This window comes from Streptomyces sp. NPDC034111, from assembly GCF_055575375.1.
Genome location: NZ_JBVIST010000026.1, coordinates 1 through 18,632 on the forward strand (window position 1 = coordinate 1; position 18,632 = coordinate 18,632).

Annotated in this window: 17 protein-coding genes and 4 pseudogenes; 12 read left to right on the top strand and 9 right to left on the bottom strand. The window is 69.2% G+C overall.

The window, feature by feature from the left end:
* The first annotated feature begins 724 nt into the window (after window positions 1-724).
* From ACZ55A_RS34345 to ACZ55A_RS34355, 3 genes and pseudogenes are all read left to right on the top strand, one after another.
* Window positions 725-1,603, top strand: coding sequence for a hypothetical protein (locus ACZ55A_RS34345; protein ID WP_468848659.1), 879 nt, complete (start codon window positions 725-727; stop codon window positions 1,601-1,603).
* Window positions 1,604-1,646: 43 nt separating this feature from the next.
* A pseudogene (locus tag ACZ55A_RS34350) lies at window positions 1,647-1,819 on the top strand (IS5/IS1182 family transposase); the annotation flags it as partial.
* A 96-nt stretch (window positions 1,820-1,915) separates the two neighbouring features.
* The gene (locus tag ACZ55A_RS34355) at window positions 1,916-2,371 is read left to right on the top strand and encodes a DUF4279 domain-containing protein (protein ID WP_468848660.1); all 456 of its coding nucleotides are present in this window, start codon (window positions 1,916-1,918) and stop codon (window positions 2,369-2,371) included.
* A 114-nt stretch (window positions 2,372-2,485) separates the two neighbouring features.
* On the opposite strand, the gene ACZ55A_RS34360 is transcribed toward ACZ55A_RS34355, so the two are convergent.
* From ACZ55A_RS34360 to sigJ, 5 genes and pseudogenes are all read right to left on the bottom strand, one after another.
* Complete coding sequence (locus ACZ55A_RS34360; RefSeq protein WP_468848662.1) at window positions 2,486-3,373, bottom strand: SigB/SigF/SigG family RNA polymerase sigma factor; 888 nt, start codon at window positions 3,371-3,373, stop codon at window positions 2,486-2,488.
* A 119-nt stretch (window positions 3,374-3,492) separates the two neighbouring features.
* Complete coding sequence (locus ACZ55A_RS34365) at window positions 3,493-3,768, bottom strand: WD40 repeat domain-containing protein (RefSeq protein ID WP_468848664.1); 276 nt, start codon at window positions 3,766-3,768, stop codon at window positions 3,493-3,495.
* A 25-nt stretch (window positions 3,769-3,793) separates the two neighbouring features.
* A pseudogene (locus ACZ55A_RS34370) lies at window positions 3,794-3,898 on the bottom strand (hypothetical protein); the annotation flags it as partial.
* A gap of 16 nt (window positions 3,899-3,914) precedes the next feature.
* Window positions 3,915-4,220 (bottom strand): annotated as a pseudogene (locus ACZ55A_RS34375) (ATP-binding protein); the annotation flags it as partial.
* 373 nt (window positions 4,221-4,593) lie between these two features.
* Entirely contained in the window at window positions 4,594-5,472 is an 879-nt protein-coding gene (sigJ, locus tag ACZ55A_RS34380) for an RNA polymerase sigma factor SigJ (protein WP_468848665.1), read from the bottom strand.
* A gap of 104 nt (window positions 5,473-5,576) precedes the next feature.
* Here sigJ and ACZ55A_RS34385 point away from each other — a divergent pair, with 104 nt between their 5' ends.
* Complete coding sequence (locus ACZ55A_RS34385) at window positions 5,577-6,029, top strand: carboxymuconolactone decarboxylase family protein (RefSeq protein WP_468848795.1); 453 nt, start codon at window positions 5,577-5,579, stop codon at window positions 6,027-6,029.
* 105 nt (window positions 6,030-6,134) lie between these two features.
* Here the strand turns inward: ACZ55A_RS34385 and ACZ55A_RS34390 are convergent, their stop codons facing one another.
* Window positions 6,135-6,983, bottom strand: a complete 849-nt coding sequence (locus ACZ55A_RS34390) for a class I SAM-dependent methyltransferase (protein ID WP_468848667.1) — start codon at window positions 6,981-6,983, stop codon at window positions 6,135-6,137.
* A gap of 135 nt (window positions 6,984-7,118) precedes the next feature.
* On the opposite strand from ACZ55A_RS34390, the gene ACZ55A_RS34395 reads away from it, so the two are divergent.
* Both ACZ55A_RS34395 and ACZ55A_RS34400 read left to right on the top strand, forming a co-directional pair.
* Window positions 7,119-7,703, top strand: coding sequence for a TetR/AcrR family transcriptional regulator (locus tag ACZ55A_RS34395; RefSeq protein ID WP_468848668.1), 585 nt, complete (start codon window positions 7,119-7,121; stop codon window positions 7,701-7,703).
* Window positions 7,704-7,981: 278 nt separating this feature from the next.
* Complete coding sequence (locus ACZ55A_RS34400) at window positions 7,982-8,359, top strand: VOC family protein (RefSeq protein ID WP_468848670.1); 378 nt, start codon at window positions 7,982-7,984, stop codon at window positions 8,357-8,359.
* Window positions 8,360-8,641: 282 nt separating this feature from the next.
* On the opposite strand, the gene ACZ55A_RS34405 is transcribed toward ACZ55A_RS34400, so the two are convergent.
* Window positions 8,642-9,796, bottom strand: a complete 1,155-nt coding sequence (locus ACZ55A_RS34405; protein WP_468848671.1) for a macrolide family glycosyltransferase — start codon at window positions 9,794-9,796, stop codon at window positions 8,642-8,644.
* A 357-nt stretch (window positions 9,797-10,153) separates the two neighbouring features.
* On the opposite strand from ACZ55A_RS34405, the gene ACZ55A_RS34410 reads away from it, so the two are divergent.
* Window positions 10,154-10,642, top strand: a complete 489-nt coding sequence (locus ACZ55A_RS34410; RefSeq protein WP_468848672.1) for a GNAT family N-acetyltransferase — start codon at window positions 10,154-10,156, stop codon at window positions 10,640-10,642.
* Window positions 10,643-10,694: 52 nt separating this feature from the next.
* On the opposite strand, the gene ACZ55A_RS34415 is transcribed toward ACZ55A_RS34410, so the two are convergent.
* Window positions 10,695-11,384, bottom strand: a complete 690-nt coding sequence (locus ACZ55A_RS34415) for a winged helix-turn-helix transcriptional regulator (RefSeq protein WP_468848673.1) — start codon at window positions 11,382-11,384, stop codon at window positions 10,695-10,697.
* Between the two features lie 66 nt (window positions 11,385-11,450).
* Between ACZ55A_RS34415 and ACZ55A_RS34420 the strand changes: the two genes are divergently transcribed.
* Window positions 11,451-11,909 (top strand): PaaI family thioesterase, encoded by a 459-nt coding sequence (locus ACZ55A_RS34420; RefSeq protein WP_468848674.1) that lies wholly within the window; start codon window positions 11,451-11,453, stop codon window positions 11,907-11,909.
* A 122-nt stretch (window positions 11,910-12,031) separates the two neighbouring features.
* On the opposite strand, the gene ACZ55A_RS34425 is transcribed toward ACZ55A_RS34420, so the two are convergent.
* Entirely contained in the window at window positions 12,032-12,859 is an 828-nt protein-coding gene (locus tag ACZ55A_RS34425) for a barstar family protein (protein WP_468848675.1), read from the bottom strand.
* A gap of 310 nt (window positions 12,860-13,169) precedes the next feature.
* Here ACZ55A_RS34425 and ACZ55A_RS34430 point away from each other — a divergent pair, with 310 nt between their 5' ends.
* The 4 genes and pseudogenes from ACZ55A_RS34430 to ACZ55A_RS34445 all read left to right on the top strand — a co-directional run.
* Window positions 13,170-16,007: a SpoIIE family protein phosphatase gene (locus ACZ55A_RS34430; RefSeq protein WP_468848677.1), complete on the top strand. Its 2,838-nt coding sequence runs from the start codon at window positions 13,170-13,172 to the stop codon at window positions 16,005-16,007.
* 264 nt (window positions 16,008-16,271) lie between these two features.
* Window positions 16,272-17,414 carry an ABC transporter substrate-binding protein gene (locus ACZ55A_RS34435; RefSeq protein WP_468848679.1) on the top strand — a complete coding sequence of 381 codons (1,143 nt, stop codon included), beginning with the start codon at window positions 16,272-16,274 and terminating at the stop codon, window positions 17,412-17,414.
* Between the two features lie 131 nt (window positions 17,415-17,545).
* On the top strand, window positions 17,546-17,977 hold the full coding sequence (locus tag ACZ55A_RS34440; protein ID WP_468848681.1) for a DUF2000 family protein: 432 nt from the start codon (window positions 17,546-17,548) through the stop codon (window positions 17,975-17,977).
* 76 nt (window positions 17,978-18,053) lie between these two features.
* Window positions 18,054-18,605: pseudogene (locus ACZ55A_RS34445) on the top strand (GNAT family N-acetyltransferase); the annotation flags it as partial.
* Between the last annotated feature and the right edge of the window lie 27 nt (window positions 18,606-18,632).

The following is an 18,632-nucleotide window of genomic DNA, read 5'->3' on the forward strand; positions in this document are numbered from 1 at the left end:
GCCGGAACAGCACCCACAACTCGTCCGGCACCAACCGCTCAACCAGATCCGTCATGCACGGCTCAACGAGCGATTACACCATCAGAAACGGCGTCTAAGAGCTGTCCCGTAGATGATCTACGACATGCCCCGATAACCCGGACCTTCGTCGTTACCCGGCGAGGGTGAGGTTGTGCCTTCCGTGCTTGCCTCCCTCTCGCGAATGACACGCTCCTCTACCCAAAGGCAGAGCCGCTGCCCGAGACAGTCTTATGTCGCCGGGGGCGGCTTTCTGCTGGCCATGTGCCCGTCCGCCGGAATTCTGCCGCCTGCACTGCCACCTGCACTGCCACCTGCACCCGGCATATCGCCGGTAAAGGCGATACCTGAGGCGTAGGCCATCCGGTAGATGCGGCATTCGCTCTCCCTCGTGCTCGCCTCACTCTGAGTTGGCTGTGAGGTGCGCAGGGAAGTCACTCAAGGGGCCCCGTGCGTCAACTCGCCGACCCTTTCGGAAGTTACCGGGGAGTCCGGGGAACCCATAGTGAGCAGCGGCGCTCTCCTTTTGTGCCGAAGGGAGGAAATCCTCCTACCGCAATCTTCAGGCGAGTTCGGGAACAGGCTGACGCATCGGCCACCCGGCGCAAGGAAGGAAGAAGAGATGTCACACAACAGAACACACTCGGCCCGCACGTCCCGCCGCACGCCACCGACAGGGAGAGCCCGATGTGCGGCCCTCGTCGCCGTGACCGCGCTCCTCGCGACCCCGCTCGCCGGCGCTCCCGCCACGGCCTGGGCCGCCGACGGCGAGACCCCCAAGACCCCCTTCTACAAAAGCGACCAGGAGGTCATCGACTACATCAACACGTTCGCGCCCCTCAAGGACACCGCAGCCATCCAGGGCTACCCGGTCACCGGTCAGGACACCAAGGAGATCACGCTCGAACAGGTGAAGAAGACGGGCTATTCGCCCGAGCAGGCGGTCCAGGATGCCCAGAAGATGCTGGAGGGCTTCGGCTCCACCCCTGGTTACGAGAATTTCGGCACAGAGGAACGCACAAGCAGCAAGGAGGACAAGGATCCTGGCTGGCTGGGCAACTGGGATGCGAAGTCCATATGCGGCCAGCCCAGCGACGTGCTCGAGAAGCAAACCCGCAAGCTGACGTGTGGCTTTGTGGGAAAGGTCGACAAGAAATACCCCGTGATGCTGACCACGGACAGGGCCCCCGGCGGGACGCACCTCACCTACGTGACCGAGGCCAGCATCGGCACGGAAGAGAAAGAGGTAAAGGGCTGGAAGGTGGGTGGCAAGCTCACCATCAACGCCTCGCCGGACAGCAAAGGGGTAGCCCTCGAGGGCGGCGGCGAGTACAACCAGTCGACCGAAACCACGAAGAAGTGGACGGCCATGGCCCAGCAGCGCAGGGACTTCACCGTCCCGGAGGGAATGGCCGGTGGAACATTCCAAGCGCACGCGAACGCCGGGTGGTACACGGGCTACATCGTCCAAAAGGTCGACAACACCGATGGAAAGGCGGAAAAGATCGTCGCGATTCCCGCACGCGTGCTGATCCAGGCGCCGACGGACGACGTTCCCCTTACGTGGGTCGGGCGCGAGAGCTAAGGGCTCTCCCGTGACTGCTGGTCACGGGTGGGACGGTTTTGCCATGGCTGGTGTGATCACGGCGTCGGAGCCGTCCTGGACAGCCCGTTCACCGGGCCGAGCCCGCGGCAGTTCGGCAGGCTGATCACCGCCTTGCGCCGTGGGTGCGGGGACCCGGTCCGCCGGGGCCGGCCATGGAGCCTGCCCTTGGAGGACCGGGTCCTGTTGGTTGCCGCTCAGGGTGCGTTCCGGACGTGAATCCTGAGGCGGTGGCGCCACAGGAGGCAGCGGCTGCCTGACCTCGGGGCTACAGGCGGGGCTATCCTCCGCGAGATGCCTCTTCGCCAGTACACCTACTTCGCACTGTTCAGTGCCCTCGTCTCCGCGGAGGAGATGACGTCGCTGCTGAACCTCACGCCGGATGAAGTGACCGTTCGCGGAAGCCGACACACCGAGCCGGCCATCCCGGTCCATCACGCGTGGCGGATCGTCTGCCGAGACGCCGGCATGCGCGTCGACGACCAGATCGCCCAGGTCCTCAGCAGGCTCCAACCGCACACAGACCGCATTGCGGAAGTCGTCGACCGTCTGGCCGCCGACGGAGGCGGAGCCGTCCTGCAAATTGTGCGCTATTTCGACGACACCGCCCCCGACCAGTCGCAGACCACGGAGGCACCCAACCTCTTCGGCTGGCATGTGGACCGCAGCGTCCTGGCCTTCCTCGCCGCCACCGGCGCGGAGCTGGACGTCGACGAGTACGACATGACGCCCGGCGAGGACGACCAGTGACGCGCCGGACGGTGGAACGGCCGCCCCGACGGCAGCATGCCGGCCATTGCCTCATCTCCGGAGCACCAGGTATCCGGGATCCGGGACGCCCGGACCGTCGACGCCGCCGGCCGGTCACGTCACGGCGAGGAGTCCTTCGCGCAGCTTGGTGCAGATGCGGGTGAGCAGGCGGGACACGTGCATCTGGGAGAGGCCGAGTTCCTTGCCGATCTCGGCCTGGGTCATCTCTGCTCCGAAGCGCAGCTCGAGGAGGGTGCGTTCGCGGTCGTCGAGCTCGGCCAGGTGCGGCTTGAGGGCCTGGATGTCCTCGGCGAGGGCGAGGGCGGGGTCTTCGGTGCCGATGAGGTCGGCGACGAGGCCGGTCCGGTGCTGCTTTGTGCCGCCGGCCTGGATGGGCCGGTCGATGGAGTCGCTGTCGTAGCCGTTGCAGGCCACCAGCCCCTCGGCCACCTCGTCCTCCGTCATGTCGAGGTGGGCGGCGAGGTCTGCGGCGGACGGTTCGTGACTGCCCTGCCCCTCCAGTTCTTCCCGGGCCCGGGCGAGGTCGATACGGAGCTCCTGCAACCGCCTTGGCACACGCACCGACCAGGTGGTGTCGCGGAAGAACCGCTTGATCTCGCCCTGGATGTACGGGACGGCGAGCGTGGTGAACTCCACGTCACGGGAGGCGTCATAGCGGTCGATCGCCTTGATCAGGCCGATCGTGCCCACCTGGAGCACGTCCTCCATGGACTCCTTGCGACGGGAGAAGCGGCGGGCCACATAGCGCACCAGGGTCAGATTCATCTCGATGAGGGTGTTGCGCACGTACTGGTACTCACGCGTGCCCTCTTCCAGAGCCTCAAGTCGCAGGAGGAACAGCTTCGAGAGCTCCCGTGCGTCGTTGGGAGCGAGGTGGCGCGGGTCCGGGATCTGCGGCAGTACTGTCGGTGCCGGAACGGCACCGCACACCTTCGACGAGGTCTCCTGCGCCGTTCCTACCGTGAAGGTGCTGTTGCTCATGCTCTGGCTCCTTTCGGTTGTTGGGCCCCGTCATGTGCGCCCTACCCGCCACCGCCATGGGCATGTCCCGCCGACCGCGATCGCCCGTCAACCCAGCAGGCCGTTCCCCCGCGCACGGATCAGCGGGCCAACCGCGCATCACCGCTTGTCCGGCAGGAGGAAGGTGCGTCGTCCTCGGCGGTCAGTTCGCGGAACACGCGGGAGCGGGCTCGGCGGAGGAGGGTGTCGAGGTCGGGGTCGGCCAGGTCCCAGAGGCGTATGGTGCGGTCGCGGGACGCGGTGGCCAGGCGCGAGCCGTTCGGGTGCCAGGAGAGGCAGTTGGCCCAGTCGGCGTGGACGCCGAGCACGGCGATCTGGGTGGTGGTGGCGGTCCCAGAGGCGGACCGTACGGTCACGGGAGACGGAGGCGATGCGGGTGCCGTCGGGGGACCAGTCGATCTTCCAGGGGTGGTCCTGGTGGCCGTGGACGGTGGTGGTGAGGGTGTCGTCGTCGGCGTTCCAGTTCCTCCAACTGATCGACGACAAGCAAGGCCGGGCGATTCTCCGGCAGTTGCTCCATCCTCCGTCGCCAGGCGCCGACCGGGTCGACGCCCGGCGAGAAGGGCGCCGCGACCGCCCACCGGTTCCGCCGTCGAGCCAGCGCCGGCAGCAACCCGGCCCGCACCAGCGACGACTTACCGCTGCCTGACGGGCCGACGACCGTCACGAACCGCTGCGCCCGGCCCGGCACAGCGGGGTGCAGCCGGGCGACCAGCTCGGCGATCTCCCGGTCCCGGCCGAAGAAGACGGCCCTTCGTCCTCCGTGAAGGCTTCGAGCCCCGGGTAGGGCGGCTGTACGGAATCCCACACTTGGCGCACCGGCACCGGCCGGTCGAGGTGGTGCAGCAGGATCTGCCTGCCGACGAGGAGCAACAGGCGATGCCGATCAGCGGCACGGACCAGTCCCGCAACAGCCGTAGCGGAAGCGGCACTTGGCCCGCCTGGCCGGTCGCGTAGTTCGTCGCGATCCCCATCAGTGCCCCGACCAGCATGAGCAGGACATCGACTATGAGCTTGAGCGGCCGCCGTTCCGTGGTCAACAACTTCACCGCACTGGTTGCGGTCACTCTCGCGTAGAGGTGAGCGACTGGGCGAGGTCCTGCACCACCCGCAAGCCCTCGCCAGGAGAACGGCCAGGGCCGCTGACCGCGGACGGGCCTGCGAACTGGGCCGTCCGCCCGTCAGCCGTCGAGGACCGTCAGATCGAGCCGGGCGAGGCGCTCGGGGTCGGTGAGGATGTCGAGGGCGACGACCTTTCCGCCCCTGATCGTGAACGCCGCGACCGACATCGGCCGGCCCTGCGACATCGCCACGGCTCCCGCGGCTCCGTTGACGAGCGCGGGACGGGTGAACTCGGCGAGCCGGGCGAAGGTCATCGCGCCTTCGGCCACGGCCAGGGCGCCCCGTACCACGCTGCTCGGGCGCAGCGAGCCGCCGTCGGAGCGCACCACGACGTCCGGGTCGAGGACCGCGACGAGCGCCTCCAGGTCGCCGCCCCGCGCCGCGGTGAGGAAGGTGGTGACCACGTCGCGCTGGGCGGCCAGATCCGCGTCGGGGGCCGGAGCCGCTCCCTGCACCCGGCGGCGGGCGCGGCTGGCGAGTTGGCGGGCGGCGGCGGGGGTGCGTCCGACGATGGGGGCGATCTCGTCGAAGGGCACGGAGAACAGGTCGTGCAGGACGAAGGCCAGGCGCTCGGCCGGGGTCAGGGTTTCCAGGACCACGAGCAGTGCGAGGCCGACGGAGTCCGCCAGCAGCGCCTCGTGCTCGGGGTCGATGCCGTCCGCGCTGCTGATGATCGGGGCGGGTACATGCACCCCCAGCGGCTCCTCGCGCCGCTGGGTGCGGGAGCGCAGCATGTTCAGGCTGACCCGGCCGACGACGGTCGTCAGCCACCCGCCCAGGTTCTCGACGTCACGGGTGCCGGAACGGCTGATCCGCAGCCAGGCCTCCTGCACCGCGTCCTCGGCATCGCTCAGCGAGCCGAGCATCCGGTACGCCACCGCGCGCAGATGGGTCCGGTGCTCCTCGAATCGCGCTGCCAGAAAGTCGTGGTCGTTCATTGTCACATTCCTCCGTCGGCTCGTGTCAGAGCAATGACTCGCGAAACCGTGCCGATGTGACAGGCATGGGCACTTGACGACACAGGGAGAACACGATCATGCGAATGAAGAACCCGGCGATGGTCCTTCCGGAGGCGATGAAGGGCATCGGGCACCTGCTCAAGGCCACGAACCAGGGCGGCGTGCCACAGCTGACGCTGGAGCTGATCGGCGTACGCGCCAGCCAGATCAACGGCTGCGGCCCGTGCGTCCTCGGCCATTACGAGGAGGCCAAGAAGGCCGGTGAGACCGATGAGCGGCTCGCTGTGGTGGCGGCCTGGCGGGAGGCGCCGTTCTTCACCGACGCCGAGCGCGCCGCGCTGGCACTCACCGAGACCGTCACCCGGCTCGCCGACCGGTCGGGGGACGGGGTGCCGGACGAGATCTGGGACGAGGCCGCCAAGCACTACGACGAGCGGCAGCTCGCCGCCATCGTCCTCATGATCGGCACGCTCAACCTCTTCAACCGCATCAACGTCACCGTCAAGGAAGAGGCCGGCAACCCCAGTTGGGCCTGATCGGCGCTCGGCGGCGCGGCCACCGCGTACGGGTGGCCGCGCTGACGGACGAGGCAAGGCCGGCGCCGCGGGCACCACCACCTGCGCCCCGGCCGCGGTGCCTCCTCAGGCCGGGCGGTCCGCCGTGACCAGCCATGACGTGCTGCGCAGCCGGACCGTGCCATCCACGGCCACGTGGGCGCGCAGTTGGTCCTCCAGCATCCGGCGGGCAAGGGTTTGCGTCGCCGTGTCGGCCTGCTCCATCAGGTAGCGGCCGGGGCCCGTCCCCAGCAGGAACTCCGCCGCATCCTCGACTCCACGTCCCCAAGTACCATATGTCTCCGCCTGGTTGACCGTGACGGCGGTGAACCCGGCTGCGGTGAGGACTTCGCGGATACGGTCCGGGACGGCCAGGGAGAACATGCCGGGCAGCCCCGGCCGCCCGAAGTCGCCGACCGGCAACAGCTCGCGCAGCGCCGCCAGCACCTCCACCCAGCCATTGAGCGTGGCATCGGCCGGGCAGACGAACGCCAGTCGCCCGCCGGGCCGCAGCGCCCGGCCGATGTTGCCGAACGCCGCGACGGGGTCGGCGAAGAACATCACCCCATAACGACTGACCGCCGAGTCGAACGATCCCGCTTCGAAGGGATACACCTGGGCGTCCCCTTGCTCGAACGCGGCGTGGGAGATGCCCTCCCGCTCCGCGCGGGCGCGCGCCTCAGCCAGCATCGGACCGGACAGGTCGAGGCCCAGCGCACGCCCTCGGGGTGCCCTGCGCGCAGCGAGCCGCGTGGTCTGCCCGGAGCCGCAGCCGATATCGAGGACCCGGTGGTCCCCGGCGATTCCGGCGGCGTCGAGCAGGGGCTCGTTGAAGCCTTCGTTCACGGCGTTCCAGCGGTCCTGATGGCGGGCCCAGTGGGTGCCTTCGGGGCCGTTCCATGCCTGTGCCTGCTCGGTGTTGACGACGTCCGGCACGGGTGCCTCCTGGTGGGCGACAGAGAATGGGCGGGTGCCCAAATAGTATGGGCACGCGCCCAAACTGGCAATCCCCGCTAAGATCCGCCGGGGATGCACCCACCGATCACGACAGCAGCAGCACGGGAGAAGCCCATGTCACCGCGCGGAGTGGCGACGCCGGACGTACGTGAGCGGCTGTTCGCCGCCGCCGAGCGGGTCCTTTCGAAGGAGGGGCCCGGCGCACTGACCAGCCGGGCGATCACCACCGAGGCGGGCTGCGCCAAGGGGCTGCTGCATGCGCACTTCGCCGGTCTCGACGAGTTCGTGGCCGAGCTCTGCCTCGACCGCTTCGCCCGTACGGCCACCGACGCGCAGCGGCTCTCGGAACTCGCCGGCCAGGGCTCGGTGGCCGCGAACCTCGGCGCCGTCGCCCTGGCGCTGCTCGACTCCGGCGGCCCGGCCATCGCGGGTCTCGCCATGACCCGCCCGGCTGCCGCCCTGCGTATCCGCGAGGCCCTTGAAGGCGGGGCCCCTGGCTTCACCGCGATCCAGGAGGCGATCGCCGATTACCTGGAGGCCGAGCGCCGACTCGGCCGGGTGGCCGCCACCATCGACCCGTCCACCGTGGCACTCGCCCTCGTCGGAACCGCCCATCACCTCCTGATGACCAGCTGGCCGGGCACACCCGACCCGCGGCCGCAGATGACCCGCCTCGTAGCGGCCCTGATTGACGGCTAGCCAGGCCCGCCCGCAGAGGCGGTCGGCAGCTCTGCCCGAGGCGGGCCACCAGGTACCCCTGCGCGTGCCACCTCGGCCGGCGGGGACGCTGTGGCAGCCGCGATGGCGCAGAGAGGGCGGGTCCGCGCCCAGTACGAGCGGGCTGCGGTGAGAAGGCCGAAGCCCAGGCCGCCGAAGACGGCAGGCCAGAGGGGCAGGCAGCGCGGCGATCTTCGGGGTATGGGCGGCCAGGTCCGGCCGGTCCGTACGTTCTCCGGTGACACGCCTAAAATCTGGCCATGATCGCTGACGTGCAGTGCGTGGTGCTGGACTGCCCTGATCCGGGGCGGCTTGCCGAGTTCTACCGGTCGCTGGTCGGCGGGACCGTTAATCAGGAGGACCCGCGGTGGGCGCTCGGCGAGGACTGGGCGACGCTGCACTCGCCCACCGGTCTGGTGCTCGCCTTCCAAGGGGCAGCGGACCACCAGCCGCCGGAGTGGCCTGATCCCGCCCGGCCTCAGCAGTTCCACCTGGACTTCGGGGTTGCGGATCTGGACCGAGCCCATGAGCAGGTCCTGGCCTTGGGCGCGACCGTGCTGGATGCCGGTTCTGACGGGCGGGGCTGGCGCATCTACGCGGACCTGGCGGGGCACCCGTTCTGCCTGGTTCGGCACTGAGGGCACATCGCAGAGGGCGATCGGCGTCGGGCACGGGAGTCGGGGACTGCTACGGCGCGTACACCGCCCGGCTCCCGCGGGACCGCTTGGCCGACCGCATCGGCGGCTGCCCCTGCGCTTGGCCTCGGCGATGATCGGTGCGAGCAAGGGCGGGGCGTGCACCGGGCCACAGCAGCGTCCCCGTGCACACCCTCGCCCTCACCCTCGGCCTTGCCTGATCACGACGTCATGAGACGTCCCGCAGGCGAGGCACAGCGCAGCACAGAAAAGCACAGCACAGGTTCAGCCGAGGTACTCCTCGATCACATCCGCACCGCGCACGGCTCCCCCGCTCTCCCTGACCACCTTGCGCATCCGGTCGAGGTTGGCACGTACCGTGGAGTCGGAGGCGACCCGGGCGACCGTCGCCCGCAAGGACTCGGCGGTCACCGTCGCCACGTCCAGTTGCTCACCGAGTCCCAGTTCCTGCACTCGCCCGGCGTTGGCCGCCTGCTCGGGCATCTGCGGAACGGTGACCAGTCCGACCCCGTAATACAGGGACTCCATAGTGGAGTTCATGCCGGCGTGGGAGACGAAGGCGGCGGCATGCTTCAGCACCGCCGGCTGCGGGAAGTACGGTCGGACGTCGATGGTGGGTGGGATGTCCCCCAGCTCGGCGAGGTCCACATCGCCCACGGTCATGGCGACCTGATACGGCCCCTCGCTGAAGGCCTCGATGCAGGTGCGGTAGAACTCGGGCCGGTCGTTGAAGACCGTCCCCAGCGAGATGTAGAGGACGGGGGCTTCGGGGTCGGCGGGCGCCCAGGGTTCGGCATGCTCCCGGCTGCCCAACGAGGGGCCGATGAAGTGGAACCGCTCGTCGAATGTCTCACCCGCGGGCTGGAACTCCCTGGGTATGAACACGAGGTTGAGCTTCTCGGTCACATCGAGGAGGTTCGCCGGGTCGAGTGCGACGCCGTGTTCGGCGGAGAATTCCGCACAGTCGGCGGCGAGTGCGTCGGTGAAGGGAAGTTCGTCGCCGTGCTCGGCCATGATGGTGGCGAACAGCGAATACACCTCGTTCGAGGCGAGGTTCGGAATGCACCGCACAGCGGGAAGGCCCAGTTGCTCGGCGAGGACCCGGGCCGACCAGTTCATCGCGTCGTAGCAGATCGCGTCCGGCGACTCATTGACACAGTGCTCTCGCAGCACCGGGTAGGCCGAGCGCAAGGCCGCGAACATACGGCGCATGAAATCGGCGATGTCTGCGGGACCGAACTCCCGTGGCGGAGCCGCCATCGCGTCCGCCGCGTGCAGCTCCACCCAGCGCGCGCCGGCCTTGGTGACCGCTTCGGAGTGCTCCGCGCTGGTGGCGTAGTCGACCCGGTGCCCTCGCCGCACGAGTTCCTCGACCAGCGGCAGTGTGGGATTGACATGCCCGTGCCCTGCAAGGGCCACAAATAACAGGTGTTTTGGCATATCGCACATCCTACCGAGCCCGGATTTCGTGCCTCTGTCGGCAGTGGTAGTACGGAACTTCAGTGGTGGGGCGCGACTTCAGTGGTGTTGCAGGGACGGCGCAGCGCCTTGTCGGTCACATGGCGAGTCAACGCCCCGCCTCCCGCCGTAGGTGGCGGCCAGCCGTAGGGTGGATGCCCCTATGGCTAGCTGACGGCTCATCAGCTTCATGGGTGCCAATACGCAGCAACCCAACGTGCCTTGATATCCACGTGAGCCAAGAGCGCGGCGGCAGAGGAAACGCCTTTGCGCCCCGGCGCGATCGGCGAGGATGCTGGCTCCCCGGAGGTACTGAACATGATCAACGTTGTGTTGAAGCTGTCAGCCCGCGATCTGGTGCATGCGGACCTGGCGTCATGCGGATGGGCAGGGTCCGACCACCATCTGGCCGGTGTCGCCCAGCAGTTGGAACGTGCCCGGAACGGTGAGATCGACTACCTCGCGGTCTGTCCCGCAACGGACATCCCCGTGGCGAAGGGCGGCGTCGACTACCAGGTCAAGGAGGGCGTCGGCACGTTGTGGCAGCTGGCCGTCCACCCCGCCTTGCAGTCGTGCGGGATCGGCACGTTCCTCATCGAAGCCGCGGAACTACGGATCAGGAACCGCGGGCTGCGGCAGGCCGAGCTGGCCGTGGAGGAGAACAACCCCCGGGCGCGTGCGCTGTACGAACGACTGGGCTATGTCGCGTACGACCGTCGCCCGGACTCCTGGGACGAGCAAGCCCCTGATGGATCGCTGCGCCGCTACGAAACCGTGTGCACGCTGTTGCGGAAGGAACTCTCGTAGGCTCCGTCACCGGCACCGGCACCCTCGCCGTCATCGCCCTGGGCCGCGACGTTCAGCTGCCGACTCCGGCACGATCGCGGTGTGGGCCAGCGGCAGGAGTGGTGCGGAGCAGGTAGCCCGAGAACCAGGTGGGAAAGGCCCGTCGCAGCGCGCTCGGTCCGGTCAGGGTGACGGCTCCGGAACGCAGGAGCGGTGCCCACGAGGTCTCGCCGAGCCAGTAGCGGGTCAGTGCCTCCAGGTCGGCGTCCACCCGCAGGGCCACCTCGAAGCCACCGTCGTCGGTGCACAGGTCGATCTGCGGCCGGGCGATGTGCAGGAAGTACGGCCCGCCGTCGGCGCCACGGAAGCGCAGCTCGACGACGGTCCGCCGCTCCGGCAGGTGCTCGGTCACGGTACGGCGGCGGATGTCCCACACAAGGACATCGGGGTCGAGGTGTTCGGACCGCAGGCCGCGCCGGTCCCACTCCATGGCCCAGCCGCCCAGATCCCGCACCACCGGCGCCAGATTCTCGCCCGCTTCGGTGAGCCGGTATCCGCCTCCCTCCCGTGCCACGATCCCGGCCTTCTCCAGGGTCTTCAGTCGTGTCGACAGCATGGTCCGTGAGATGCGCGGCAGACCCCGGCGGATGTCGTTGAAATGCCGCTCGCCCAGCAGCAGCTCCCGTACGACCAGCAGCGTCCACCGCTCGCCCAGGACCTCCAGTGCGCGGGCGACCGCGCAGAACTGCCCGTATCCGCTCATGCAGTCCACGGTAGCGGTCCAGAATCCGTACTTGTCCAGCCGTGGAAACGATCTAGCGTTACGGCCATGAGCAGCGAAAACACCGAAAACACGGCTCCTTCCGGCTTGGACTTCCTGCGTTCGATCATCGAGGGACGTACGCCGCAGGCACCCATCTCACACACGCTCGGCTTCACGCTCATCGGCGCCGAGCCCGGCAGGGCGGTCTTCGAGGGCGAAACGGGCGAGCACCTGTACAACCCGATGGGCACCGTGCACGGCGGCTACCTGACCACCCTGCTGGACTCGGCACTCGGCTCCGCGGTCTTCAGCCGCCTGCCCGCCGGTACGGGCTACACGACCGCGCAGCTCAACGTGCATCTCATCCGGCCGGTGACCGCGCGTACCGGCAAGCTCCGGGCGACCGGCACCGCCGTCCACGTCGGGCGTACGCTCGGCACCGCAGAGGCCCAGGTCGTCGGCGTCGAGGACGGGAAGCTGTACGCACACGCCACCACCACGTGCGCGCTCTTCCCCATGAAGTGAGAGCGGCCCACGGGTGATCGCCCGGAGACGGAAGCACGCGTGCGCCCCTGCCCGATGCTGCGCCGGGTTGGCGAGATCGGAGGCATCTACGGCCAACGTCTGAAGCACGGAGCACCAAGCAATTACCGCAGGATGACCCGGATCCCCTGCTCTTCGAAGATTTCCAGCAGCAGGTCGAACAGGGTCGTCTCGCCCTCGCCGGTGAACCTGCGCTCCGCCAACCGCGCCCTGGCCACGGCCGAGTGCCGCCACTCCAGGGTGAACGGAGCAGTGGCGCCCCAGCCGCCCCTCAGGCAGTCGACCAGAGCATCGAGGTTCCATCCGAAGTATCCGCCGGGCCCGTTGACGGCTTCACCGAGCGCGCAGTAGAAGCTGTCCTCATCGACGACTTGTCGGCCGTCCAACGTGAACACCTGACCTGCGGGAGCGTCGGGTTTCCCCCGTCCTTGATACTCCCGGGACCCCAACGCGACCGACAACCAGGCGTGCCTGTCCATGGGATCGAGTGCGTGCCACATGCCGGTGCGATTCAGGCAACCCGTGCGGATCAGGTCCCACACCCCGGCCGCTCCCGGCATCGCTTGATCACACCACAGCGTCACCGTGAGGTCGACGAGGCCGGTTCCGCGGGCGGAGGGCTCGACGGCGACGACGGTGACGTCGTTGACGAAGTAGGTCCCCATGGTGACACCGTCGACGTCGAGCACGTCCAGCCAGGCGTTCCCCGCTACGGCGCGACGACCGCCGACATGGCCAAGACACTTCAACAGGCTGCCTTGCGGGTCGCACCCCACGAGTTGGACGCGGCGCAACCCCTCTTCCTGCAAAGGCGTGAACAGCCCCTCGGCCTCGTGAGCAGAGCCCCAGAAGTCGGCGTCGTCCTCGTCCGCGGTCAGAGCGTACTTGTGCCCCACGCCGCCCCGGCCCGATGTTCGCATCCCGCTCCCCATGAGGGCGCTGATCTTACCGGGCCCTGTTTCTCGTCGCCTGGCCGTGACGGCCGCCGCCGCCCGCTGGCCCCCAGCCGCTCGCCTCAGCTCGGCCACGGTCGTGGCCAGATAGTCGTGGCCAGCTGTGAGGTCAGGGCACCTATGAGGGCGCCGGCGACAGCTTGGAGCCGCAGCCACTCCAGCCCCCCTGGCGCGCCGTCGGGTGGCGAGGCCCAGTGCAGCCGCAGTCTGGCGGCCTCTCGCCGGCCCATGGGGCAGCTGCCGTAGCACGCCTTGCCAGCACCCAGGCAAAGCAGGATAAATGTGAACCATGAGCGGACATTCGGGTCGTTTCCGGCGTTGGCTGAGACGCGCGCCCGGCCGTTCCGCTTTTCCGGGCGAGAGCCCTGCCGGGGGCGGCGCCGGCGACCGGCAGGACGGGCGCTCTGCGGGGGCCGGAGATCCGCAGCGCAAACGGTCCTCGTTGACCACGCGCAGCGTCGCACGGGAAGTCTTCCTCCTCCAGCTGGCGCTCGTGGTGCTGCTCGTCGCGGCGGCGGTGGTGGCCATCGTCGTCCAGGCCCGGCGGGACACCATGACCGACGCCCGGCACCGTACGCTCGCCGCCGCTGAGTCCTTCGCACACTCCTGGGGGCTCCAGGAGGCGCTGAACAGCGACAATCCGACCGCGAAGCTCCAGCCGCTCGCCGAGGCGGCCAGGAAGGCCTCCGGCGTCGACGCCCTCATCGTGTACAAGCTCGACGGGGTCACCCTCACCCACAGCGACCCGGGGCAGATCGGCAAGCACGTCATCGGCCCGTATGCCGACGCCGCCCGGGGCAAGCCCTTCACCAGGACCTTCGAGGGCGCCCTGGGCCTCTCCGTGATCTCTGCGGCCCCCGTCAAGGACGCCTCGGGCAAGGTCGTCGCCATCGTCTCCGCACCGGTCACGGTGGAGAAGGTGCAGAAATCGGTCAACCAGCAGCTACCCCTCTTCCTTGGCACCGCAGTCGGGGCACTGGCACTCGCCGGAGGCGGCGCGGGCCTGGTGAGTCGTCGGCTGCGCCGGCAGACCCACGGTCTGGGACCGGTCGAGATGACCCGGATGTACGAGCATCACGATGCGGTCCTGCACGCGGTGCGGGAGGGCGTCCTCATCGTCCGCGACGGGCGGCTGCTGCTGGCCAACGACGAGGCACGGCGGCTCCTGGACCTGCCGGCGGACGCGGAGGGGCGCCACGTCGGCGACCTGGGGCTGGACCACCGCACCGCCGAACTCCTGGCGTCGGACCGGACCGCGACCGACGAGGTACACCTGGCCCAGGACAGGCTGCTGGCCCTCAACAAGCGGTCCACCGACCCCTACGGAGCCCACCAGGGAAGCGTGGTGACCCTGCGTGACACCACCGAACTGAGGTGGCTGTCAGGGCGCGCCGAGGTGGCGCGGGAGCGGTTGCGGCTCCTCTACGACGCCGGGGTACGGATCGGCTCCACGCTGAATGTCGAGCGCACTGCCGAGGAACTGGCGCAGGTGGCGGTCCCCCGGTTCGCCGACATCGTCACCGTCGAGCTGCTGGACCCGGTCCTCAAAGGCGAGGAGCCGGCCGTGTCGGGTACCGAGCTGCGCCGGACTGCCCTCGCCGGCCTGGCGCCGGACCATCCGCTCTACCCCGTCGGCGAGCTGATGGGGTTCGTCCCTGGCACCCCGGTGGCGGCGGGTGTGGACCAGGGCCGCTCCATGGTGGAGCCGGATCTGGCCGGCTCTTCCGGCTGGCGGTCCCAGGACCCGGAACGCGCCCGGCGCATCCTGGAGCACGGGGTGCATTCCTTGGCGGTCGTACCGCTGCGCGCCCGGGGAGTGGTGCTGGGGCTGGTGGACTTCTGGCGGTCGGGGAGCTCCCCTCCGTTCGACGGCGAGGACCTGTCCTTCGCGGAGGAACTGGCGGGGCGGGCCGCGGTGGGGATCGACAACGCCCGGCGCTACACCCGTGAACGCAAGATGGCGATGACGCTCCAGCGCAGCCTGATGCCCCGCGGCCTGCCCGACCAGGACGCCCTGGAGGTGGCGCACCGCTATCTCCCCGCCCAGGCGGGAGTGGGCGGGGACTGGTTCGACGTCATCCCGCTGCCCGGCGCCCGGGTGGCGCTGGTCATCGGCGACGTGGTGGGACACGGCCTGCACGCCGCGGCCACCATGGGCCGGCTACGCATCGCCGTACACAACTTCTCGGCCCTGGACCTCTCCCCCGACGAACTGCTGGGCCACCTGGATGAGCTGGTGACCCACATCGACGTCCAGGACGAGGACACCGAGGAGGGACCGGCGATCACCGGCGCCACCTGCCTGTACGTCGTCTACGACTCCGTCTCCGGGCGGGTCACCGCGGCCACGGCCGGCCATCTGCCGCCGGCCGTGGCCCACCCCGACGGGAGGGTGGAGTTCCTGCACTCGCCGGTCTCCCCGCCGTTGGGGCTGGGCACCGGCCTGCCCTTCGAGACCGCTGAGCTGTTGCTGCCGGAGGGCTCCCGGCTGGTGCTCTACACCGACGGGCTGGTCGAGAACCGCAGCCGCGACCTGGACGCGGGGCTGGAAGCACTGCGTACGGCCCTTGCCGGGCCGGACCGTACGCCGGAGGACACCTGCGCCACCGTCATGCAGTCGCTGCTGCCCGCCAGGTCCGCCGACGACGTCGCGCTGCTGGTGGCCCGGACCCGCCGGCTGGACCCGGCGCACGTCGCCGAGTGGGACGTGGCCCGCGACCCGGCGGCGGTGAGCCCGGTACGCAACGACTGCGTCCGCCAGTTGGCGGACTGGGGCCTGCAGCACATCGCCTACGGCACCGAGCTCATCCTCAGCGAACTGATCACCAACGCCATTCGCTACGGCGCCGAGCCCATCCATGTGCGGCTCCTGCACACCCGCACGCTGATCTGTGAGGTCTCCGACGGCAGCAGCACCTCCCCGCACATCCGCCAGGCGAAGGACACCGACGAAGAAGGCCGCGGCCTCTTCCTCGTCGCGCAGTTCGCCGAACACTGGGGCACCCGCTACTCCCCCCGGGGCAAGACGATCTGGGCCTCACAGGCGATCGGCCCCGACGCCCTGCCCTCGGAAGACGAGCCGCAGGAGGACCTCCTCAGCCGTTGGGACCACGACGGGGACTGGTGAGGCCGTGAGGCCGTGCGGCCGTGAGGCCGCGCGTGACGCCTACTCGCCGCTATGACCTGGCCCGATCACCGTCCTGGCGGAGGCCCGCAAGGGGCCGGAGTACGCTGGTCCGGACCATTTCCGCCCCACCTCCGGGCGCGCGCCGTCCTTGGCGGTGGGGCCGCTGCACGGGCTGTGCGACCGCACCGTGTCATGGCTTGCCCTGGTCCGCGTCCGCCACCCGCTCGGCGGACCGCTCCCCCACCTGGCCCTGCTGGAGGCGACGTGGCTACACATCACCGGGTCCGCGCAGGCGCTCTCCTCTGCTGTCTCGGCCTTGCGGTGCTCGGTCTCGGTGCCTGCCAGGAGGAGAAAACCACCCGGCTGGTCGAGCCCTCCCGGGCCGAGTCCGCCGCGGAGGTGGGCGGGAAGGCGGCACTGATCAAGAAGGCGAAGCAGGAGGGCAGGCTCAACACGATCGCGCTGCCGCGCCAGTGGGCCAACTACGGCGCACTGATCGACGGCTTCGAGAAGAAGTACGGCATCAAGGTCGTCGTCGACAATCCGTCCGGCCACAGCCAGCAGGAGATCGATGCGGTGAAGCGCTACCGCGGCCAGGAGCGCGCCCCCGACGTGCTCGACGTAGGGGATTCCTTCGCCCAGTCCGCGGCACGGCAGAACCTGCTGGCCCCCTACCGGGTCGCGCAGTTCGACCAGATCCCACCGGAGCAGAAGGACGCGAAGGCCCGCTGGTACAACAACTACGGCGGCTATGTCTCCATCGGCTGCGACGCCGCCCGCGTCCGGCCCTGCCCCGAGTCCTTCGCGGATCTGCTCCGGCCGGAGTACAAGGGCCTGGTCTCGATCCACGGCGACCCCACGATCGCCGGATCCGCCTTCGCCGCCGTGTACGCGGCGGCGCTCGCCAACGGCGGGTCGTTCGACAACATCCAGCCGGGCATCGACTTCTTCGCCCAGCTCAACAAGGTCGGCAACTACAACCGGGCCGACCCCAACCCGGCGGCGATCGCCAAGGGCAAGACACCGATCAGCATCGAGTGGGACTACCTCAACCTTCAGCACATCGACCAGCTCCGCGGGACGCGCGTGGACTGGAAGGTCTCCATCCCCTTCGACGGCAGCTTCTCGCAGTACTACGCGCAGGCGATCAACAAGGACGCGCCCCACCCGGCCGCGGCACGCCTGTGGGAGGAGTACCTCTACAGCCCCGAAGGCCAGAACCTCCGCCTCGTGGACTACGCGCGCCCGGTGCTGATGGCCGCCATGGCGAAGGACGGCACCCTCAACAAGACCCTGGCCTCACGGCTGCCGACGGTCGAGGGCACACCGCAGTTCCCGTCCGAGGCCCAGCTCAACAAGGCGCTGCGCACCGTCCGTGAGAACTGGCCCAAGGCCGTCGGCGACTGAACCGTCATCGCCGGCCTGGCGGAGACGAGGCACTGAGCGGGAGCTGCGGGCGCCACCCGGAAACCTCCTGCCGGACCACCATGCCAAGAACGTACAAGAAGGTGCGACAGGGCGGTTGGCAGTCTCAGAGCATGACGATCGAGAACACCCCGGTACGGTTCGACACCAAGATTGCCGTTCTGCTGCGCGTGGATCTGGAGCCCTGGCAGCGGCTGAATGTGACCGCGTTCCTGGTCAGCGGTCTCGGCTCGGAGCTCCCTGAAGTCATCGGGGAACCGTATGCCGATGCCGACGGCACCCCGTATCTGCCCATGTTCCGCCAGCCCGTCCTGGTCTTCGAAGGGACGAAGGAGACACTGACCGCCGCGCACGCCCGCGCCTTGTCTCGCTCGCTCCCCCGGTCGGTGTTCACCTCCGACCTCTTCGTCACCGGCAACGACCGGGACAACCGCGCGGCCGTACGGGCCGTGCCGAAGGACCAGTTGGATCTGGTGGGGCTCGCCGTGTACGGCCCGCGCAACGCGGTCGACAAGGTGCTCAAAGGCGCGCACATGCACCCCTGAGCACTGCCGGGGGGCTGGGTGGCGCGCCCTGATTATTCGGTGGCCGAGCGGTGTCCGTGACGCCAAGGATCGCTCCGTGAGTATCTTCCTGGAAACCGAACGGATGACGCTGCGCCCGTTCACCGCCGACGACGTCGACGACCTGGTCCACCTCGACAGCGATCCCGAGGTCATGCGGTACATCAACGGAGGCCGACCGACGTCCCCCGAAGCGATCCGCACCCAGCACCTGCCGCGCCTCCTCCACCACCACCCGGGTATCGGAGCCTGCGGATACTGGGCCGCTGAGGACAAGGACAGTCGGGTGTTCCTCGGCTGGTTCGAGTTCCGGCCGCTGGAGGACACCGGTCCCGCGGTGGTCGAGCTCGGCTACCGCCTCCGCAAGGCGGCCTGGGGCCACGGCTACGCCACAGAGGGCGCACGGGCCCTGATCCACAAGGGGTTCACCGAACTCGGCGTCCAACGGGTAACGGCGAACACCATGGCGGTCAACGCCGCTTCCCGACGGGTGATGGAGAAGTCGGGGCTGAGGTACGTGCGCACGTACTACGAGGACTGGCCCGACGCCATCGACGGCTCCGAACACGGCGAGGTCGAGTACGCGCTGATGCGGAGCGAGTGGGAGCAGGAGGAGTGCCGGCACGACGCGGCGGCG